Annotated in this window: 19 protein-coding genes; 8 read left to right on the top strand and 11 right to left on the bottom strand. The window is 53.1% G+C overall.

The annotated features are described in order from the left end of the window. Positions 1 to 242: 242 nt before the first annotated feature. The 4 genes from XM38_RS19560 to XM38_RS19545 are packed head-to-tail and all read right to left on the bottom strand — an operon-like array spanning position 243 to position 3,449. Entirely contained in the window at positions 243 to 1,688 is a 1,446-nt protein-coding gene (locus tag XM38_RS19560) for a PP2C family protein-serine/threonine phosphatase (RefSeq protein WP_080810058.1), read from the bottom strand. 27 nt (positions 1,689 to 1,715) lie between these two features. Beyond that, a complete protein-coding gene (locus tag XM38_RS19555) occupies positions 1,716 to 2,534 on the bottom strand; it encodes a cobalt-precorrin-6A reductase (RefSeq protein WP_080810056.1) in 819 nt (272 codons plus the stop codon). Positions 2,535 to 2,563: 29 nt separating this feature from the next. Then, the gene (locus XM38_RS19550) at positions 2,564 to 3,256 is read right to left on the bottom strand and encodes a class I SAM-dependent methyltransferase (protein ID WP_225889363.1); all 693 of its coding nucleotides are present in this window, start codon (positions 3,254 to 3,256) and stop codon (positions 2,564 to 2,566) included. Between the two features lie 10 nt (positions 3,257 to 3,266). Then, positions 3,267 to 3,449, bottom strand: coding sequence for a hypothetical protein (locus XM38_RS19545; RefSeq protein WP_080810052.1), 183 nt, complete (start codon positions 3,447 to 3,449; stop codon positions 3,267 to 3,269). Positions 3,450 to 3,852: 403 nt separating this feature from the next. Here XM38_RS19545 and XM38_RS19540 point away from each other — a divergent pair, with 403 nt between their 5' ends. Together XM38_RS19540 and XM38_RS19535 are read left to right on the top strand one after the other, a co-directional pair. Next, on the top strand, positions 3,853 to 6,384 hold the full coding sequence (locus XM38_RS19540; RefSeq protein WP_080810049.1) for a mannose-1-phosphate guanyltransferase: 2,532 nt from the start codon (positions 3,853 to 3,855) through the stop codon (positions 6,382 to 6,384). Then, complete coding sequence (locus XM38_RS19535; protein WP_080810046.1) at positions 6,381 to 6,824, top strand: single-stranded DNA-binding protein; 444 nt, start codon at positions 6,381 to 6,383, stop codon at positions 6,822 to 6,824. The genes XM38_RS19540 and XM38_RS19535 overlap by 4 nt, the downstream gene beginning before the upstream one ends. Before the next feature lie 6 nt (positions 6,825 to 6,830). Here the strand turns inward: XM38_RS19535 and XM38_RS26510 are convergent, their stop codons facing one another. Together XM38_RS26510 and lipB are read right to left on the bottom strand one after the other, a co-directional pair. After that, on the bottom strand, positions 6,831 to 7,181 hold the full coding sequence (locus XM38_RS26510; RefSeq protein WP_202978929.1) for a hypothetical protein: 351 nt from the start codon (positions 7,179 to 7,181) through the stop codon (positions 6,831 to 6,833). 126 nt (positions 7,182 to 7,307) lie between these two features. Beyond that, entirely contained in the window at positions 7,308 to 7,970 is a 663-nt protein-coding gene (lipB, locus tag XM38_RS19525; protein ID WP_080810042.1) for a lipoyl(octanoyl) transferase LipB, read from the bottom strand. A gap of 205 nt (positions 7,971 to 8,175) precedes the next feature. Between lipB and hpf the strand changes: the two genes are divergently transcribed. Continuing rightward, the gene (gene hpf / locus XM38_RS19520; RefSeq protein ID WP_080810039.1) at positions 8,176 to 8,820 is read left to right on the top strand and encodes a ribosome hibernation-promoting factor, HPF/YfiA family; all 645 of its coding nucleotides are present in this window, start codon (positions 8,176 to 8,178) and stop codon (positions 8,818 to 8,820) included. A gap of 125 nt (positions 8,821 to 8,945) precedes the next feature. Here the strand turns inward: hpf and XM38_RS19515 are convergent, their stop codons facing one another. From XM38_RS19515 to XM38_RS19505, 3 genes are all read right to left on the bottom strand, one after another. Then, entirely contained in the window at positions 8,946 to 9,368 is a 423-nt protein-coding gene (locus XM38_RS19515; RefSeq protein ID WP_080810037.1) for a secondary thiamine-phosphate synthase enzyme YjbQ, read from the bottom strand. A 62-nt stretch (positions 9,369 to 9,430) separates the two neighbouring features. After that, positions 9,431 to 9,700 (bottom strand): glutaredoxin 3, encoded by a 270-nt coding sequence (grxC, locus tag XM38_RS19510; protein ID WP_080810034.1) that lies wholly within the window; start codon positions 9,698 to 9,700, stop codon positions 9,431 to 9,433. Between the two features lie 148 nt (positions 9,701 to 9,848). Beyond that, complete coding sequence (locus XM38_RS19505) at positions 9,849 to 10,058, bottom strand: RNA-binding S4 domain-containing protein (RefSeq protein ID WP_080810030.1); 210 nt, start codon at positions 10,056 to 10,058, stop codon at positions 9,849 to 9,851. Between the two features lie 240 nt (positions 10,059 to 10,298). Here XM38_RS19505 and XM38_RS19500 point away from each other — a divergent pair, with 240 nt between their 5' ends. Next, complete coding sequence (locus tag XM38_RS19500; RefSeq protein ID WP_080810028.1) at positions 10,299 to 10,637, top strand: hypothetical protein; 339 nt, start codon at positions 10,299 to 10,301, stop codon at positions 10,635 to 10,637. 93 nt (positions 10,638 to 10,730) lie between these two features. On the opposite strand, the gene XM38_RS19495 is transcribed toward XM38_RS19500, so the two are convergent. Then, positions 10,731 to 10,934 carry a glycogen debranching protein gene (locus XM38_RS19495; RefSeq protein ID WP_080810025.1) on the bottom strand — a complete coding sequence of 68 codons (204 nt, stop codon included), beginning with the start codon at positions 10,932 to 10,934 and terminating at the stop codon, positions 10,731 to 10,733. Positions 10,935 to 10,952: 18 nt separating this feature from the next. Next, on the bottom strand, positions 10,953 to 12,710 hold the full coding sequence (gene hmpF, locus XM38_RS19490) for a pilus motility taxis protein HmpF (protein WP_080810023.1): 1,758 nt from the start codon (positions 12,708 to 12,710) through the stop codon (positions 10,953 to 10,955). Positions 12,711 to 13,257: 547 nt separating this feature from the next. Here hmpF and XM38_RS19485 point away from each other — a divergent pair. The 4 genes from XM38_RS19485 (at position 13,258) to XM38_RS19470 (ending at position 18,618) form a co-directional block, all read left to right on the top strand. Further along, positions 13,258 to 14,529 (top strand): response regulator, encoded by a 1,272-nt coding sequence (locus tag XM38_RS19485; RefSeq protein WP_080810020.1) that lies wholly within the window; start codon positions 13,258 to 13,260, stop codon positions 14,527 to 14,529. Between the two features lie 203 nt (positions 14,530 to 14,732). Next, the gene (locus XM38_RS19480; RefSeq protein ID WP_080810017.1) at positions 14,733 to 15,098 is read left to right on the top strand and encodes a response regulator transcription factor; all 366 of its coding nucleotides are present in this window, start codon (positions 14,733 to 14,735) and stop codon (positions 15,096 to 15,098) included. A gap of 11 nt (positions 15,099 to 15,109) precedes the next feature. Next, positions 15,110 to 15,640 (top strand): CheW domain-containing protein, encoded by a 531-nt coding sequence (locus tag XM38_RS19475; protein WP_080810015.1) that lies wholly within the window; start codon positions 15,110 to 15,112, stop codon positions 15,638 to 15,640. Between the two features lie 32 nt (positions 15,641 to 15,672). Next, on the top strand, positions 15,673 to 18,618 hold the full coding sequence (locus XM38_RS19470) for a methyl-accepting chemotaxis protein (protein ID WP_088430782.1): 2,946 nt from the start codon (positions 15,673 to 15,675) through the stop codon (positions 18,616 to 18,618). Positions 18,619 to 18,648 lie beyond the last annotated feature (30 nt).

Below are 18,648 nucleotides of genomic sequence, written 5' to 3'. Positions count from 1 at the left end.
AGCCCCAAAGCTGGAGTTTTGGGCGGAAAACGCTGCAAATCCCAACTTGCATGATTCGGTTAATCCGCCTAAGAGGATATTTGGAAAGTACCCTGCAACCTTGCTCCAGACTGGATTCTGGCCAACAGAGCCATACGCTCTAAAACGCTTACCCTGCAGGGCTTTCAGCCGAGTTTTCAAATGTCCTCTAAGAGGGTTCCAGAAACGCCACTAGTCTGCAGTAGAGGGGAAGAAGAGCCCATTTAGAACAGATTGAGCTGTAATTCGGGGTTAACCCGCATCACAATCAAGGTCATATCATCTTCGTTCTGGGAATCGCTACCGATAAACTTCTGCAGCAGGTCAAACAGATAATTCAGGATGGCCTCAGCCGACTCGCAATTGCGGCAGGCCCACTGTAGCGCGCGTTGCAGGTTATCCTCTTCGAACCGCTCCCCTCTGGCATTGACCGCCTCAGTAAAGCCATCGGTGTAATACACGACCGTATCCCCGGGCTGGAGTTGGATTTCGGCTTCATGGTAGCGGCTATCCATGTCTAATCCCAATAGCATGCCGACTGTATCCAGCCGGGTGACAGTGTTACTGGCGGCTTGCCACAAGAAGGGCGGATTATGGGCCGCATTCCCGTAGGACAAAATCCGCGTGCGGGGATCATACTCGGAGTAGAACAGGGTGACGAACCGATTGGAATTTTCCAAGTCTATGTGCATGACTGTGTTGAGGTGCTGCAAGATCCGGGCTGGTGAATAGCCGTTGAACACCTCTGCCCGCAGCATGCCTCGCAGCATGGTCATGATCAGTCCGGCGGGAACTCCTTTGCCCATGACATCGCCGATGGCAAAACTCCAGGCCGATGAGCTGGACTGGCTAGAGTGGGGGTGGCGAAGTTGTTCATAGGTGGTGGGGATGAAGTCGTAATAATCTCCCCCGACTCGATTGGCGGTTTGACATCGGGCGGCCAGATCGATGCCCTCGATGGTAGGACATTGCCGCGGCAGTAACTGCAGTTGAATCTCGGCGCCGATCTCCAGTTCTCGATCCAGGCGTTCTTTCTTGCGCAGGGCATCGGTCAGTTCATCATTTTCAATGGCGACCGAGGTCTGGTCAGCCACTAGCCGTACCAGTTTCTGGCGGGTCTCACTCCAGCTATAGTCGGGTTCCCGACTAAATACATAGAGCCGCCCCCGCTCAACATTGCGCACGATAATAGCGGTGCCGAAGAGTTGACATTCAGAACCCAGGTAACGATTGACCTGGCGATCGAGGGCCAACATGGTGTGGCGGGCCATGGTAACCGCCCCATTAGGGGTTGGTGGCAAGGAGGCCGTGACTTGTCGAGTCGCCGCTTCCAGGGCCATTCGCACATCCTGACACTGATCGTCACTCTGGCAGTGCAACTGCTCTAAGCGGACACGGCCATCGGAGCGAAACAAGATCAAGGCTCCGCCGGTAGCATCGGCGACGCGACTGGCAATCAGAGGAATCAACTCTAAGAATTGATTCAAATTGTTGAGACTGCGTAGGGCAAAGCCCAGGGAACTGAGTAGGTCTTGGATCTTAAATTGCTCTCGCTGTAGTCGGGCCACCAGTTCCCTCAGGGCAAACACAGGGGTCGCTTCTGGCAAGGGGTCATTGCCGGAAACATCAAAGGAGTGGGGAGAACCCGGTGGCATGGGAACGGCGGTCATGAATGGAGCAGAGGAAATAGCTTGCGGTCATTCTAGCGGATGGTTGTTCGATCGGGATCGAAAAATCTGGCTCCAGTGTTGACAAATTGTCAGGGCCTCTGCCACTGAGTCTGTCTGGCGGGGATAGGCGACCTGAGGTCGAGCCACGATCAAGAGAGGGATGCCTAACTGAGCAGCTACCTGGCGTTTAGTGTCTTCTCCCCCAGCTTGGCCAGATGCCTTGCTAACAACGGTTGTGATCTGCCACTGCTGCCAGAGGGCCCGCTCGAGGTCAGGACTGATTGGTGGCCTCAGGGCAATTAGGCGATCGGCGGTAAACCCAGCGGCAAAGGCCGCAGTCAATGCTGTGGTGGAGGGAAGGATGCGCGCAAATAAGGTAATGTGCTGGTGCCAAGGGCGGCAAGCCCCTAGGGAGCGATACCCCAGGGTCAGGAGTACCCGCTCTCCCTGCAGGCTACCGTTGGCCAGCAGGGTGCCGAGATCAGGGACTTCTGTGACGGTAGCCTCCGTATCGCTGGCCTCTAGAGTTATGGGAGGACGTTCTAAGCGCAGGTAGGGAAGGTGATGCTGCTGAGCCGTTGCGATCGCACCGTGGGAAATTTCTACAGCAAAGGGATGGGAGGCATCCAGGACGGCCCCAATCGATTCATCCACCACAAAAGTAAATAATTGCTCCCGGGTCAGTTTGCCGACTCGCACCGTCAGCGTCGGCGCTTGTGGGTATAGGCGTGTCGCCGCCGGAGTCGTGACCGTAACCACACAGGGGATCTCGGCCTCGACCAACCCCCGCGCCACCTCAGCACTGTCTCGAGTCCCCCCAATCAGCCAGATTCGCAGGCACTCCATGGCTCAATCCACTGCCCAACCCGGGATGGTCACCCCGGCCACGTCACCTTAAACAGATGAAACAATCCATGATCCTGTTGTTTTAGAATCTTTACCCCAGCCTGTTTCAGCATCGGTGACCAATCCTCGAGGGGCGTCAGCATGACCTCGGCTCCCAGATACGTCTCTAAGATGGCCCAATTCTCCGCCAAAGGTACCTCTGGATTCACCACATCAAAGACAAAAACTGCGCCCGGCTTTAGCACTCGCCTCACCTGAGCTAGCACCTGTTGCCAGTACTCGATTGGGTAGTAACAACTCACCCCCGTCGAAATCACCAAATCAAATTGCTGATCGTATTCCAACTGGTGCGCGGCTCCCTGGCATACTCCCTTAAATAGCTTGGAGTTTAATTGGGGGGCTCGCGATCGCAACGCCTCCACGGCCACTGCACTGACATCATGGCCGTGGAACCAAGCATCCCACTCGACCCAGGGATAAACTAAAAAACTGATACCACAGCCAATATCGAGACACCGTTGGCGGCGACGCGGTTGGGCCAGTTGCCAAAACGGCGAAGCCAGCTGTCCTGCCAGGCGTCCTGCCGCCCATTCCCGAAAAATCGGCATCTCCTCAATCTCAGGCGGCACCTGCACGGCCTGACCGCGATATTCTCGATCGTAACGGCGGGCAACCGCTGCCACCTGGGTAGACCAGGCCCCCTGGCTAGGTCGACTCGACACAGATAATCCCCTATCCCTTCAAGGCCCGATTAAAGTTTTCACGATAGGCCTTATTGGCCAACAAAAACAGAGGCCACAGCAGCGTTAACTGTAGCCGGCCCTGGCTGAAATTCGTGCGATGAAATCCTGTCCAGAACTTCCAGGCACCAACGCCATAGACAGCCAGTAATACAATAGTCAGCAATGGACCCATGGACAATCGACCTCCAATTCACGTGTGGAGATATCTCTTACAATACCAACGTTAGCCCTTATGGCTACCCTTCGTTGATGTTTCTCTGTCGGCCCCGATGAACGTTAGACCGCAGCCGAATCTACGCATGCCCTATTGCCCCATAGCGTACTGTCGATGGCAGCGCTGATTCAGTATTCTTCATACCTGTAGGTTAGCAAACGGCTTCTGGTGATGCCTCGACGCTATCCTAAGTGTCTGGCTCTTGAGAGAGTCCAACGTCCCTGATAGGCAACTAGACCTAATAGCCAGAGTGATATGCCAGTGAAGCCAGTGATGGAATTCTAGAAAACACTCGTAAGACGCGGGGCTGAGAACCCAAACCGCAGACGTTTAGCAGTTTAAGGCAGTTCAAGGAGGATATATGCGAGCAGTGCTGATGGCCGGTGGATCCGGAACACGGTTGAGGCCCCTTACCTGCGATCTCCCCAAACCGATGGTGCCCATCCTTAATCGCCCCATCTCCGAACACATCATCGATCTCCTCAAGCGCAACGACATCGAAGAGATTATTGCGACAGTGCACTATTTACCCGATATCATGCGGGACTATTTCCAAGACGGCAAGGAATTTGGAGTGCAAATGACCTATGCTGTCGAAGAAGACCAGCCCCTCGGCACCGCCGGCTGCGTCAAAAACATTGCAGACCTGCTAGACGATACTTTCCTGGTCATCAGCGGCGACGGCATTACCGACTTCGACCTGAAAGCCGCCATTGACTTTCACAAGAAACAGGGCTCGAAAGCCACCATCGTGCTAACCCGAGTGCCTAATCCCATTGAATTCGGGGTCGTTATCGTCGACGAGGAGTGGCGTATTCGACGCTTTCTGGAGAAACCCTCGACCAGTGAAATCTTTTCAGATACCGTCAACACTGGGACTTACATTCTAGAGCCAGAGGTCCTCGACTATCTGCCAGCCGATCAAGAATGCGACTTCTCTAAGCACCTGTTTCCCCTATTGCTAGAGAAAGGAGAACCTATCTTCGGCTACATTGCTGAAGGTTACTGGTGTGACGTCGGTCATTTAGATGCCTATCGGGAAGCCCAATACGATATCCTGCATCGCGAGGTTATCGTTGATTACCACTACGAGGAACAGTCGCCAGGGATTTGGCTAGGACACAATACCCAAATTGACCCAAGTGCTAAGATACAGCCCCCAGTCCTGATTGGGAATAATTGCCGCATTGGTGCTCGCACCAATATTGAGGCCGGTACCATCATTGGCGACAATGTGACTATCGGCAACGATGCCGATCTAAAACGCCCCATTATCTGGAATGGAGCCATTATCGGCGATGAAGTCCACCTGCGGGCCTGTACGATTTCCCGGGGCGTGCGCGTCGATCGGCGCGCTCACATTTTAGAAGGAGCCGTGGTGGGTGCTTTATCTACTGTCGGTGAAGAGGCTCAAATTAGCCCCGGAGTTAGGGTTTGGCCAAGTAAGCAAATTGAGTCAGGAGCAACGTTGAACATTAATCTCATCTGGGGTAACACGGCCCAGCGCAACCTCTTTGGACAGCGCGGCGTCACTGGCCTGGCTAACATCGACATCACGCCCGAGTTTGCAGTGAAACTTGGGGCTGCCTACGGATCGACCTTGAAGCCGGGGGCCCACGTCACCGTATCGCGAGATCAGCGCAGTATCTCTCGCATGGTGTCTCGTTCCCTGATTGCTGGCTTGATGTCGGTGGGAGTTCATGTACAAAACCTAGAAGCGACGGCCATCCCCATGGCTCGTACCGTATTGCCCACCCTCAATGTGGCTGGTGGTATCCATGTGCGGCTGCACCCAGATCGGCCTGACCATATCCTGATCGAGTTCTTCGACAACAAAGGCATCGATATTCCTAAAGGGAAAGAGAAGAAAATTGAGGGCGCCTACTTCAAAGAAGATCTACGGCGATCCCAAATCCAGGAAATTGGCACCGTTACTTATCCCAGCCGGGTTATCGATACCTATACCACCGCCTTCGAACACCATCTCAACGTAGAGGCGGTACGACACAGTAACTCTAAAGTTGTGATCGACTACGCTTATGCCGTATCGGGGGCCGTGCTGCCCCAACTGCTAGGCAAGTTTGGGTGTGACGCCGTGGTATTGAATGCCAGCCTGAGTCCCATGGCCCCCTCGGCAGCTGAGCGAGAAGTCTTGCTGGGGCAGTTAGGGCAAGTGGTCCAAGCTCTGCAAGCGACCTTTGGAGTCCAGGTATCAGCCAATGGCGAACAATTTGTCCTGGTGGATGAGGTGGGGACACCGATTCGCGGCGAAACTCTAACAGCCTTGATGACCCACATTATCCTAACGGCACATCCTAAAGGCATCATCGTGGTCCCTGTTCACGCTTCCGGGGCTGTCGAGCAGGTGGCTCGCCGTCATGATGGTCACGTGATTCGCACTAAAGCCAATCCCACGGCGCTGATGGAGGCCTGTCGAGCCAACGATAACGTAGTCTTGGGGGGCAGTGGTGATATGGGCTTTATCTTTCCCGATCTACACCCTGGCTTCGATGCCATGTTTTGCATCGCCAAGCTGATTGAGATGCTGACGGTACAAGAGCGATCCTTGGGGCAAATTTGGTCAGAGCTGCCGCGTATCTCCCATCGTATTCAGACCCTACGTTGTCCTTGGACGGTTAAGGGAGCGCTGATGCGATATCTAGTCGAGACCCATCCAGCCGATGCCCTAGAGCTAATCGATGGGGTTAAGATCGTCGATGGTAACCACGATAACTGGGTACTGGTGCTCCCTGATGCCGGAGAACCCCTAGTTCATATTTTTGCCAATAGCGACGATCGAGACTGGATCGAAGAACAGCTGCGAGAATACCGAACTCGGGTCCAAGACTTTATCGAGAGTGAGCAGGGTGCTGCGGAAGGAGTGGCCACATGAATTACTGCATGTTGATGGCTGATATTGTGCAGGCTCCCCAGTTGCGGTATACCTCCGATACCCAAACCCCTGTGGCGGAGTTTGTGATTCAATTTCCTGGGCTCCGATCAGAAGATGCTTCAGAGCGTATGAAGGCCGTAGGATGGGGCAATCTCGCCCAAGAGATTCAGGCGCAGTATCACGAAGGGGATCGGATATTAGTGGAGGGGCGGCTGCGGATTGACTCCATAGAGCGGCCAGAGGGATTTCGCGAAAAACAGGCTGAAATGATCGTTCGCCGAATTCATCACCTCTCTCAACTGGGAAGTTTGCAAATGGCGGCGGCTATGACACCGAGTGATGAGGCTGCAGCCCCATCACAAACTGTGAAAGCTCCTCCATCGCCAACGGCCCCCGCTATGACAGAGGCAGAGCCGGACTATGACGATATTCCGTTCTAGGGATGTTCACAGGAACTGGCGCAGGAACTCATAGGGTTCAACATCCCAGGCGGGTTCTGGGGATAACTGTTGTAGGTACTGGCAAACATCCGCCTCTATCTCAGCAATGGAGTCGTGGCTGAATAGATGATGTAATGCGATCGCATCCCGCGACCGTAGTAGGCTAGCGAGATGAGAGTATTCCCCTGGAGTGGGCACAGCATAAATAGGCAGCTCATCCTCCAATTGAGCTGCCTGTCTACTAGTACCCATTGGGTAGCTAGAGATACGAGGCGTGGTTGAGGTTACCTGTTCGCTATAGCGTAGCAATCCTCGCACGTATTCATCGTAGCCTTGAGGGGAATAGGGCCTAGCCATCACTAGAAACGTCCAGTCATGGGTTGATCCTAGTATGGCTCAGTATTGTCCCTTAAATCGGTACGCCGATCACAAATAGGCCTGACACCAACTGCTCATCGCTTGCAGACAGCCACCGCTTCCCCGTCATCGGTATTGGTCAGCCACTGTCTGCAGTGTCAGTGAAAATACCCGGGCAAATGCATCAATCAGAACTGATTGTACGGATGCGACAGTAATACCAGGACAGAACTGGGTCAGGCTACCCACCGGACGATCGGTGATGCCACAGGGGATGATACGGTGAAACCCTGATAAGTCAGGGCAAATATTGAGAGCAAAGCCGTGCATCGTGACCCAACGACTCACCTTAATGCCAATCGCGCCCACCTTAACCCCATCAAGCCAGACGCCTGTCAGGCCAGGAATGCGCTCTCCGACCAGGTGGTAATGCTTCAGGGTATCAATTAGGACCTGCTCTAGCTGTCGCAGATACCAATGTAGATCCTGGCGATGGTACCGTAAATCCAAAATTGGATAGCCCACAAGCTGTCCGGGACAGTGAAAGGTAACCTCCCCACCCCGTTCTACTCGATAGACGGCGTAGGGACTCTGGTCAGGCTTAAATCTTAAAAAGCTTGTATCGGCCCCTTTCCCGAGGGTATAGACTGGTGGATGCTCTAAGAGCAATAAGACATCTCCTGGATACTGACTAGACTGAACCCGTTTCACCAGTTGCTGCTGCCAAGCCCAAGCCTCCGCATAGGCAACTAGACCTGGTTGATGAAGATAACATACGCGGGCTGTCATAGTTCGTTACGTCAGGGAGAGTATTGTTCTGTAGGTAACAGTTTGCGGCCAGCACAAGGGCAATTTTACGGGAGTTAGTCCTTAGATTAAGCTCTGAAATCAAGAATTATCAACGGATGCAAAAGATCCTAACGGAAGCTGTTGGGCAAAATACAAAGTGCTAGGGTGAGAACATAGGCTGACATATCAATTCGGAGGCAGCTGTATGAAGCTTGTTATCCAGGGTAAAAATATTGAAATCACAGACGCTATCCGCGACTACGTTCAGCAAAAAATATCAAAGGCTGCGAGCCACTTTCAGCATTTAACGAACGAAGTCGATGTGACTCTCTCCATAGCTCGCAACCCTCGGATAAGCACCAAGCAATCGGCAGAAGTAACCCTCTACATAAATGGTGCTGTAGTGAGGGCAGAGGAAAGTAGTGACAACCTCTACGCCAGTATTGATTTGGTGGCCAATAAGATCAGTCGCCAATTGCGAAAATATAAGGAAAAACGTCAAAGTAAGAACCATACTTCAGTCAAGCCCAACGATGCGCTTATTGAGAGTGATGCTGCCTCGGATGTGTCACAGCTGTTACAGTCTAAGGAGCCTCAGCTGCCTGAGCAGGTGGTACGCACCAAGTATTTTGCCATGCCACCGATGACCGTTCAGGACGCTCTAGAGCAGTTAGAGTTGGTGGACCACGATTTCTATATGTTTCGCAACGCCGATACGGGCGAAATCAACGTTATTTATGAGCGAAATCATGGTGGCTATGGATTGCTACAGCCGCGTAAGTCCGATGGGAATCATCACAATGGTCGCGCTTACCAGACAACGGCAGCTACCACCTCGACCGGTACCTGAGCGTCACTAGGTTTCCTTGAGATGGCGCATCGCCACTTCCGGCGATGCGCTTAGAGTTAGTTTAGAGTTAGTTGTCCCGGCAGTAGTCACCCTATGGGAACACACCGGCAGGGGACAAGGGGCTTCTAATGTCCGTGGCCATAGATAGTAATGGCTAAGGCGCGTTGTCGGGGGCGGATGTCACATTCTAGGTGAAAGATCTGCTGCCAGGTGCCAAGGACCAAGGTGCCATTACGAATGGGAACCGTAAGGGAAGGCCCCATCCAAGTGGCTTGTAGATGAGAGTGGCCATTGCCATCATGCCAAGTTTGTTCATGGCCGTAATCACGGCTGGGTGGAATTAGGCGATTCAATAGCGAGGGCAAATCTTGCTGGAGGCCAGGCTCAAATTCGATGGTTCCTACCGTAGCAGTGCTACCTATGTTGAAAATATTCACCATACCCTGAGTAATCCCAGACTGTTGCACGATGCTATTAACCTGATCGGTAATGTCGTGCATGTCTCCATGCCCCTTGGTAAGGAGGTTTATGTCTGTCTGGAATACCATGATTGATCTAGCAATCGCGCGCAATTACTGCGAACAGCATTTATTAAAAGCCAATTTCGGTACTATACAGAGCTGACTTGCAGTAAATCGTCGAGTTGCCCATGGGCATCGAGACTGTACAAATCATCGCAACCGCCGATATGCTGATCGCCAATGAAAATTTGGGGTAGAGACCGTTGGCCATTAGCGCGAGTTGCCATGGCCGCCCTGGCTTGGTCATCTCCGTCGATGCAGTATTCGGTATAGTCTACATTTTTACTATCGAGTAATGCTTTGGCGCGACTACAGAATGGGCAGCGACTCCAGGTATAAATTTCGACGGTAGGTACCATACACTCCTTGACTCTGTTGCTTGACTCTGTGCTTCTTGATTCTATGAAGTAATGTCGTGTCTAAATTGTAACGGGTTTGCCCAAGAGTCGGAATGGCGGTGTCCAACGGGAAACAGCTAGGGATAAGGTGATGGGTGGTCGAGGGAGGCTAAGGGGTGTCCTGGCGGGATAAGTGCACTACGTGGGTCTGTCCTTGAAGGCTGACGCGATCGCCGTCGACGAGTTTACGACCCCGTCGAGTTTCTAGGGCACCGTTGACCCTGACATCGCCATTTTGAATCATGAGTTTAGCTTCGCCACCAGTTTGTACCAGTTGATTCTGTTTGAGGAACTGAGCCAGCTTAATATGAGGATTCATAGAAAATCTTCAACTCTATCAATGGAGGCTAGGCCTAAACTTTTAAGTGTAGATAGGTGATGGGTATCTCTCTTGAGATCTGGGATGGGAGTGGGCGGAAAATGTTTAGACCAACTTGAGGTCTTGGCTGATGCTCAGGTGCTGGGATGGCTGGTCCCTTGAGACTCTAATCTTACCAAGCTGGGGTGGAGTCGAGTTGTTGTGATTGCCGGTTGTTCAAAGGCTGCGTGCTTTTCTCTTATGACCTCTACGGATCGAAGTCTGTTGCAAGAACTGCAGATCAAGTGCCAACAGATGCACCGGTTTCGGGCTGTGCTGAGTGAAACGGTGCGAGACATGTTGGATCAGTGTGAGTGGAGTTTAGTGCCAAGTGCTGGTCAAGACGAGCTGCCGCTAATGGTTGTACGGCTACCTAGCCGGATCTGCTTGAGTGATCCGCTGTTGCAAGAGTTAGCAGAGCAGATCGAGTCCTATATGGGGCCGGTGGACTTTGCCTTGTTCTCTGGAGAAACCTCGGAACCTCTGAGGGTGCTCAGTAAGACATTGCTAGATCAGCGCTGGCACTGGCGAGGATCTTAGACAGGGCCGACTAGTGGCACGGCTAATCTGAATTTAACAGCGACAACTGGGGAGCTGGGAGCAGAAAGGTAAGGCAATGTCTGCCACGAACTACTAGTCTAATTTGAGGGCATTGACAGGCACTTCTTCCCACGACTCCACGGTTCGTAGCTGAGCTATCCAGCCGTGGTCAATTTGGTCTTGGGTTAAGTTGGCTTGAAACGATTCGTGGCAAGCCCGAGCTTGGTTTTCGTCACGACAGGCAATACAGGAATAAATAAGGCCGCAGGGATCGATTTGTTCGTTTACCCAAATCATAGGTTGAATCTGGTCATTTTATGGGGTGGCTAGCTGTTCAGTGCCTTCCGCAGCCAGGGTAAACACGGTCTGGCGCATCTCAGTGATTGCCTGGAGTTGATAGTCGCTCGATTCTTGCAGTTGGGCCAGGGAAGATGCGATCGCATCGAGGGTCTGCTTCCCTTGATCAAGGCGCTCCTTAGCGGCAGGCAGCAGTTCGCCATAGAGATCTACCTTGCCCTGGAGGCAGCCTAAGGCCTGTTGACGCTCCCGAACTTGGTTCTCCTGGGTCTGCAATTCTTCCCGCCGGGTCCCCTGAGCAGCCGCCATTTGCTCGGTCTCAGTTCTTAGGGTAGCCACCGACTCCTGCATCTGCTTTGCCTGAGTTTCTAGAGTATGCAGTTCATCATTGGTTTGTTGCCGGAGCTCATCGAGCTTATCTAACACGGGCTCTAGCTCTACGGCTGATGCCGGAGCCTCCTCGGTGGCATGGCCCTGGCGCCGTCGCAGCAGGGCCTGGTGTTGGCTGAGTACCTCTTCTCGCTCTAGTAGATTACGACGCTGGCCCACCAGGGTTTCATTCAGCATTTGGTAGCGATCTTGCTCATCGGCCAATTCAGTTTCCAACTGCAGCCGATCAAATTCACTAGATTGCTCAATTTTATGCTTGAGCTCATCAATAGCTTGTTGCTGTAAGGTCAGCTCCTCTTCTTGATCGATGACGAAGCGAGATACCTTTTCTAGATCCTGCTCTAACTCACTGACCAGAGTTTGCAAGGTTTCCAAAGGCATGGCTTCTAAGGCCGCAACATCCACCTTCTTGCTGAGACGTACCTTATCGGTGGTGTTGAGCAGGTCATAGATCTGCTTATGTAAGGCTCCTTGATCTCGCAGTTGTTCCGATAGAAGTGTAATGCGCTCTTGGTGAGCCACGATTAGCGCCTGCTGTAACTTTAGCTCGGTGCGACGATCAGCCAGAGCCGTCTCACCATCCCGCCAGCTCTGCCAGGCAGACTCCAGCTCACTAATTTGCTGCTGTTGCTGCTGCTGTTGCTGGGTTAATTCCTGCTGCTGCTGCCCTAAGGATTGTTGATGGTGCTCTAAGGTCGCCTGCTGTTGATTCCAGTGCTCGAAGGCTGCGTCTAACTGTTGTCGAACAGACTCAGTAGGCGTGATGGCATTGGTGAGACGGTCAAGTGCTTCCTGGAGTTGTTCTAGTTGGGCCTCATCCAGGCTGATATTACCCATCTCGGCCTGGCGCTCTTCCAATCGCCTCATCTCACCATTGAGATGAGCCCAGGCCCCCTCTAGGTCTTGGTTTTTACGCTCTAAGTCAGCTCGAAGTTGCTCGAGTTCTGCTTGGGCCTGTTCGGTGGCCTGACGCTGTTCATCTAGCTTGTCTAGGTCTGCCTCCGCCTGCTCTAACTGCTCCTGCCGCGATTCCATGTCCATCTCGCGGCGGTTCAGTTCCTGGCTCTGAAACGTCAGAGACTGTTTCCACTGCTCAATTTCTTCTTCTTGTGTCTTATATTTCTTGCTGAGATTGGAGAAGGTCTGCAGGATCGTCACCAACGACCGGCCAGCTTCGTAATGGCGCTGAATCTGGCGATTATTACTAAGCTCTACCATCACTAGAGCCCCGGCATTGTAGGTGGCATCATCAGGGGCCGCTACCACTTCGTCCCCTGGCACCGAACTCCAGCTTTGTTCTGACCGTTGACAGGCAAGCAATTTGAACTCTGGCTTACCACTACCGATGAATCCAGCTTTTTTCTGCACTTCTGCTAGATACAGCACGCCAGTCGCCCTCGTTATGCTTGCCTCTAATTACGCACTTGCTGTTGCGCACTCCCTGATGGAGTTTATTACTCTAGTTCACCTAGTCGCGCTCTAAGGACCGCTTTAGTCTCATGGTGGTAGCCCTATGATGACAGCCATTGGCTGAATCAGCTCAGATGCCAATAGTCGTCAAATTGGCAAATACGGGCATACTCGCAAACACTGTGTATAGTCTTTGCATTATGGGGATGAAGTCAAGTATGTCTCTAAACTAGCGCATCCTGGCCGGAGTGGCGACGCCACTTGCTACCCTGGGAAAAACACCTAATTGCGGTGGGACCTTCAGGTGAAGGAGCCCCGCGGCACCTCAGTCGGCGGCACTGTAAAGTCACTGCGTCCAGGCAATCCCGAATTATACTGAGAGCAGAGCGTTGAGCAGCTGGCTATCATAGCCCGGCAGCAGTGCATACGAGTCATCTGACTGTATGATTAGGCTCTGGATTCCTGCGGATTCCCTAGAAAAGCCCCGATACATCTAGCGTTTGCCCACTACTTCGTTGTCTTCATGCAGGGCTACCTGAGCGAAATTGATATCCGCAGCATTCTGCAGCTCCTGGAGTTGGGCCAGCGGACTGGCGAGCTCTACGTGGAAACCTATGGACCTAATCCTCCTGCGATCGCACCTGATCGCCCCGGGCAGAATGATGAGCCTCACCAATCCTGGCTAGTCTTCTTGGTAAACGGGCAGATCGTTTATGCTGGCACCACCGATGGTGATCTCGACCGGCTGCGGGACTATCTACATCGCTACCAACTGGATACTGCCCTCGACACCACCACCGTTTCTTCAATTGCATCCATCAACTCGCCGGAGTACGGCTACCTCTGGACCCTGTTGGAGAATCATGTGCTGACTCCTGAGCAGTGCCGCACAATTCTTAACAATTTGGTTCAGGAAACGCTGTTCGATCTGCTCAGCCTGCACCAAGGAAGTTTCACCTTCCAGTTAGGGTCGGCCCTCAATCCTCAGCTCATCTCCTTCGAAATTGGGCCACTAGTCACCACTATCACCAAGCAAATCCAAGAGTGGAAGCAATTACATCCCCACATTTATTCGCCGCAGCAGCGACCTGTTGTCCCTGATCCGACTGCCCTCAGCAGTCTCATGTCCGAAGGCACCTACGAGCGTCTCTGCAGCTGGATGGACGGTCACACATCCATTCGACAGTTAGCCCGCTATCTGAATCGAGATATGGTTACGGTCGCTCGCAGCCTCTACCCCTATCTGAAGCGAGGGCTGGTCCATCTAATGCCAGCAGCCTATGAACCTAGGACAACTGATGCCCTAGAAGCCTGGCAAGCCACTCGAGTTCCTAGAGTCGTCTGCATTGACGATGGAACAGCGGTCCGACAGACCGTAGAGACGATCCTCGATGACCAGGGCTATGAAGTAACCTCCCTGGGCAATCCTTTGAAGGCCCTGAGTCTCCTCTTCCAGCTCAAGCCCGATTTAATCCTGTGCGATATCGTCATGCCGGAGCTAGAAGGATATGAGCTTTGTGCCATGCTGCGTCAGTCAAGCACATTTCGCCAAACCCCCATCATCATGCTGACCGGCAAGGTTGGTTTTATCGACCGGGTCAAAGCTCGCATGGCTGGCGCCACTGACTACTTGACTAAACCCTTTGGGGCCAGCGAACTCCTGACCTTAGTCGAAAAATACGTCGGCTTGGGCAATCCCCAGCGTCCCCGCCCAGACTGTCTACTGGCGGAAGCCATTGAAGACGAACTCGATCTAGATAGCCCCCACCCGAAACCTGCTAAGCAGATAGGCTAGGACGCCAGGGCAGATGTGACTGGCTCTCAGCTAATTGCCGATGTACCATGGGGAATTGGTTGATGATTTTGAGACCGCCAGGCATCGAAGCGTCTACAGGTACTTTATTGGATGACAGGATCGCCGAGCCAATTAGGGGGCAAGAGGGCTAAGCTCAACGTAGCGACTCTCTCTAGAAATAACATTGGCGGGCAGCTAGGATTATGAGCACGGTTTTAGTCGTTGAAGATAGCCTTCCCCAACGCGAAATGATCAGCGAGCTGCTGCAAACCAGTGGTCTAAAGGTGATGGTTGCCAGTGATGGGCTAGAAGCTCTGGAGTCTATTCAGGGACATCCTCCTGATCTGGTCGTGCTCGACATCGTTATGCCCCGCATGAACGGTTACGAAGTCTGTCGGCGTCTCAAGGCTGATCCATTAACTCAAAATGTTCCCATCGTGATGTGCTCCTCTAAAGGGGAGGAGTTTGATCGCTATTGGGGCATGAAGCAAGGAGCTGATGCCTACATTGCCAAACCTTTTCAGCCCATGGAACTCGTGGGCACTGTAAAACAGTTACTGCGAGGCTAAGCTTCTATCTCATGGTAGGTAATCCCGACTTTCTCACTAGCAAAGGCCAAGACCAACAGCCTGAACTGCAAGAACTTGAGACCCCAGAAGGAGAACTGTATCTGCGGTTTTTCGTGGCATCGGGGGATGAGTTTGCCCTGCCTGCAACCGGCATTCGTCGTATTATTGAGCAACCTCCCGATAGTATTACGCCTATTCCCAACGCATCACCGTTGTTATTAGGTACCCTAAATGAACAGGGACGGGTGATTTGGGTGGCTGATCTAGGGCAGTTCCTGGGATATCAGACCCTACTCAATACAGATCGCACTGAAATCCCTGTAATTGCGGTTGAAGATCAGGGAATTATGCTAGGCTTAGCCGTTAACCAGGTTGTTGGTACATACTGGCTTACTATTGAGGAAATCCAACCCTCCAGGAATATCCCAGACACGATGGCTCCCTTCCTAAAAGGAGAGTGGGTTGTTGATTCTGATCAGAAGCGAGTACTTCGTTTACTTGATCATATCGCCATCTTGCGTTCAGCGCGCTGGGCTACCTGAAGACACAACGGCACACTGGCAGGAGAAGAGACATGGCTTCAGGCACTGATTACTCTCAAGCCTATCAGAAAGCTGAGAGAGCCTATATGCAGGGTAGTTATGAAGATGCTGCCACTGTCATCGATCAGCTGGCTGAGGAATATCCCACCGATCCCAGCGTGCTACTGCTGCGGGGACACATCTACTGCTACGGACTGCAGCGCTTTGATGTTGCTCGTGAGCAATATCAATCTGTTCTTAACGTCACCACTGATCCCGAGTTTGTCGACTATGCCAACAATGGATTAGCGTACGCTAACCAATTCACCGCGGCTGAGGCTGAGGCCGACGACGTGGTTGCTAGCGCCGATGACGCCACTAGAACCAGTGCCACCTTCATTGATGATGTGTCTGCTGGTGATCAGGGATCTGTAGAGGAGTTATTTGATGATGAGGCGGTTGTAGAAGGGCAGGGAACAGCCGCAACAGATTGGTCGGTTTCGGGCCCCGCCTCTGAGGCGACGGGTACATCTGAGCCGGAAGAACTCAAGGACTCAGATCTGGACTTTGCCGACCTCGACTTAGATGATGCCGACTTTGGTGAGTTACCAGGAGCTGCTGAAGCGGTCGAAGCAGATCCCTTTAGCGATCCGTTTGCCACTGAAGGGGCTGTAACTGATACCGGTGAGCCTGATCTCAGCGCCTTTGACGACACTCCTTTTCCCTTTGAAAATCCGTTTGAGGAACCCCCGTCAGATACGGCTGCCGATGAGGGTGAATCCAACGTTGCCGATTGGATGGGCGATGACATTACGCTCAACGATGATCATGGGTACTTAGAGCCTGCAGAGACATCTGCCCCTGAGTCTGGCCAAGGCACAGCAGGGTTTGCCTCGGACGACGGGACCTTAGATGATGAGGCCCTAGATATTTTTGCCGATGCAGATCTGGATGATGACCCCCATGAGACCTTTCCTCAGGTAGAGGATGAGGTGGAGGATGCCGATGAGCAAACGTTCTTTATGCCGGGACCGACTGAGGAGCCTACCCCATCGCCATCATCGAGTGCAGATGCTGCCGAAACGCCCCCAGACGTCCAGGCAGACGATGGGGATGAGGCCTGGATGGAACTGGAGTCAGTCTCTGAGGACCGTACATTATTTTCTCCCGATCCCGATCTAGTCGATGAGGAGAGTGCCCCACCGGCCGACCAGGGGCCAGATTTCGACATGTCCTCTAATGGCACTGATAATGGCACTGAGAGTGGCAGTACCTCTGGGGGAAATGTCGATTTCTTAGATGAGTTTGATGACTTCGATGATCTAGGGAGTTTGCCCGACTTTGAGCTCTCGGATAGTTCTGCTGGTTTCACCAGCCCGTCTGTAGGGACTTCAGGGCTGGGCATGGCCGATGGCAAGGATACTGATAACGGCATTAGCGGCTCTGCCTTCGACCTTGACGACAATGACGTGCTCATGGACGACGATGAGCTGTTTAATCTGTCGAGTAGTGCTGATGCCTTGCCAGCCTTCGCTCAGAGTGAGGATGAACCTATTGAGCAGGTGTCAGTAGAGCAAGGATGGTTGGCCTTCTTAGATAATGCTCCCTTGCGGACTAAGGGGTTAATCATATCGGCGACGGCAGGGGTAGCATCGGCCTTGGCTGTCGGTATCGTTAATTTTGTGGCGGCCAGCACGACCCCTGAACAACGGTTGCCTCGAGTGCTCCACGCCGGGATGGCAGTGGCGGCTGGTGGTACTGGTTTTGTGGCGGCCTATGGCACTGGATACTTGGCTAATCGCCGCACCCGTCAAACTACTGAGAACCTGCAGGAGCAATTTACAGCGGTCACCCAGGGGAATTTGTCGGCGCGGGCCACGGTCTTTGCTCAAGATGAATTTGGCCAGTTGTCGTCAGGGTTCAATCAGATGGCTAGGGTAATCTTGACGACCACTAGCGAAGCTCAGCGCAAGGCCCAGGAACAGGAGCAGGCCAAGGAAGATCTCCAACGCCAGGTGATTCGTCTGTTGGATGATGTGGAAGGGGCCGCTCGCGGAGATCTGACGGTGCAAGCGGAGGTAACGGCTGATGTCCTGGGAGCAGTGGCAGATTCCTTTAACCTGACGATTCAGAATCTGCGGGAGATCGTTCAACAGGTTAGTGTGGCGGCGCGCCAGGTGAGTAAGAGTTCCACCGAAAATGAGATGTTTGCCCGCAGTCTATCGGCCGATGCTCTGCGTCAGGCAGAAGAATTGGCGGTGACCCTGAATTCGGTGCAGGTGATGACAGATTCGATTCAGCGGGTGGCAGAGAGTGCCCGAGAGGCAGAAGAAGTGGCCCGTTCGGCATCGACAACGGCGCTGCGAGGCGGCGAAGCGGTAGAGCGAACGGTGGCGGGGATTCTCGAAATTCGAGAAACCGTAGCCGATACCACCCGTAAGGTGAAGCGACTGGCGGAATCCTCTCAGGAGATTTCTAAGATTGTTGCCTTGATTTCCCAGATTGCGTCCCGCACCAACCTGTTGGCGCTTAATGCCAGCATTGAGGCGGCTCGAGCCGGAGAAGCAGGGCGGGGATTTGCCATTGTGGCCGATGAGGTACGCCAGCTGGCGGATCGGGCCGCTAAAGCCTCCAAGGAGATCGAGCAGATCGTCTTGCAAATTCAGAGTGAAACCGGTGGGGTGATGACCGCCATGGAAGAGGGGACTCAGCAAGTGATTGAGGGCACACGTTTGGCGGAGCAGGCGAAGCGATCCCTGGAAGATATTATTCAGGTGTCTAATCGAATTGATGTCTTGGTGCGATCGATTACGGCTGACACGGTGGAACAAACGGAGACCTCTCGGACCGTTGCTCAGGTGATGCAGTCCGTTGAGTTAACGGCTCAAGAGACGTCTCAAGAGTCCCAGCGGGTGTCGACTTCCCTGCAGAATTTGGTGGGAGTTGCTCGGGATCTACTGACGTCAGTCGAGCGCTTTAAGGTGAATAAGGACGAATGAGCCCCCTCCTCATGGAGGGGCGGGCATCGG

The sequence above is a fragment of the Halomicronema hongdechloris C2206 genome (assembly GCF_002075285.3).
GTDB lineage: Bacteria > Cyanobacteriota > Cyanobacteriia > Phormidesmidales > Phormidesmidaceae > Halomicronema_B > Halomicronema_B hongdechloris.
Note: the sequence above shows the minus strand (reverse complement) of the source record. Positions and strands in the feature narration are given on the sequence as shown.

What these genes read in the sequence shown, in the direction of transcription:
- XM38_RS19535 (WP_080810046.1), top strand. Translation starts at nt 6,381, where the DNA reads ATGAATTACTGCATGTTGATGGCTGATATTGTGCAGGCTCCCCAGTTG.
- grxC (WP_080810034.1), bottom strand. Translation starts at nt 9,700, where the DNA reads ATGGTACCTACCGTCGAAATTTATACCTGGAGTCGCTGCCCATTCTGT.
- XM38_RS19515 (WP_080810037.1), bottom strand. Translation starts at nt 9,368, where the DNA reads ATGGTATTCCAGACAGACATAAACCTCCTTACCAAGGGGCATGGAGAC.
- lipB (WP_080810042.1), bottom strand. Translation starts at nt 7,970, where the DNA reads ATGACAGCCCGCGTATGTTATCTTCATCAACCAGGTCTAGTTGCCTAT.
- XM38_RS19500 (WP_080810028.1), top strand. Translation starts at nt 10,299, where the DNA reads ATGACCTCTACGGATCGAAGTCTGTTGCAAGAACTGCAGATCAAGTGC.
- hpf (WP_080810039.1), top strand. Translation starts at nt 8,176, where the DNA reads ATGAAGCTTGTTATCCAGGGTAAAAATATTGAAATCACAGACGCTATC.
- XM38_RS19540 (WP_080810049.1), top strand. Translation starts at nt 3,853, where the DNA reads ATGCGAGCAGTGCTGATGGCCGGTGGATCCGGAACACGGTTGAGGCCC.
- XM38_RS19480 (WP_080810017.1), top strand. Translation starts at nt 14,733, where the DNA reads ATGAGCACGGTTTTAGTCGTTGAAGATAGCCTTCCCCAACGCGAAATG.
- XM38_RS19555 (WP_080810056.1), bottom strand. Translation starts at nt 2,534, where the DNA reads ATGGAGTGCCTGCGAATCTGGCTGATTGGGGGGACTCGAGACAGTGCT.
- XM38_RS19495 (WP_080810025.1), bottom strand. Translation starts at nt 10,934, where the DNA reads ATGATTTGGGTAAACGAACAAATCGATCCCTGCGGCCTTATTTATTCC.
- XM38_RS19470 (WP_088430782.1), top strand. Translation starts at nt 15,673, where the DNA reads ATGGCTTCAGGCACTGATTACTCTCAAGCCTATCAGAAAGCTGAGAGA.
- XM38_RS19475 (WP_080810015.1), top strand. Translation starts at nt 15,110, where the DNA reads ATGGTAGGTAATCCCGACTTTCTCACTAGCAAAGGCCAAGACCAACAG.
- XM38_RS19505 (WP_080810030.1), bottom strand. Translation starts at nt 10,058, where the DNA reads ATGAATCCTCATATTAAGCTGGCTCAGTTCCTCAAACAGAATCAACTG.
- XM38_RS19560 (WP_080810058.1), bottom strand. Translation starts at nt 1,688, where the DNA reads ATGACCGCCGTTCCCATGCCACCGGGTTCTCCCCACTCCTTTGATGTT.
- XM38_RS19545 (WP_080810052.1), bottom strand. Translation starts at nt 3,449, where the DNA reads ATGGGTCCATTGCTGACTATTGTATTACTGGCTGTCTATGGCGTTGGT.
- XM38_RS19485 (WP_080810020.1), top strand. Translation starts at nt 13,258, where the DNA reads ATGCAGGGCTACCTGAGCGAAATTGATATCCGCAGCATTCTGCAGCTC.
- XM38_RS26510 (WP_202978929.1), bottom strand. Translation starts at nt 7,181, where the DNA reads ATGGCTAGGCCCTATTCCCCTCAAGGCTACGATGAATACGTGCGAGGA.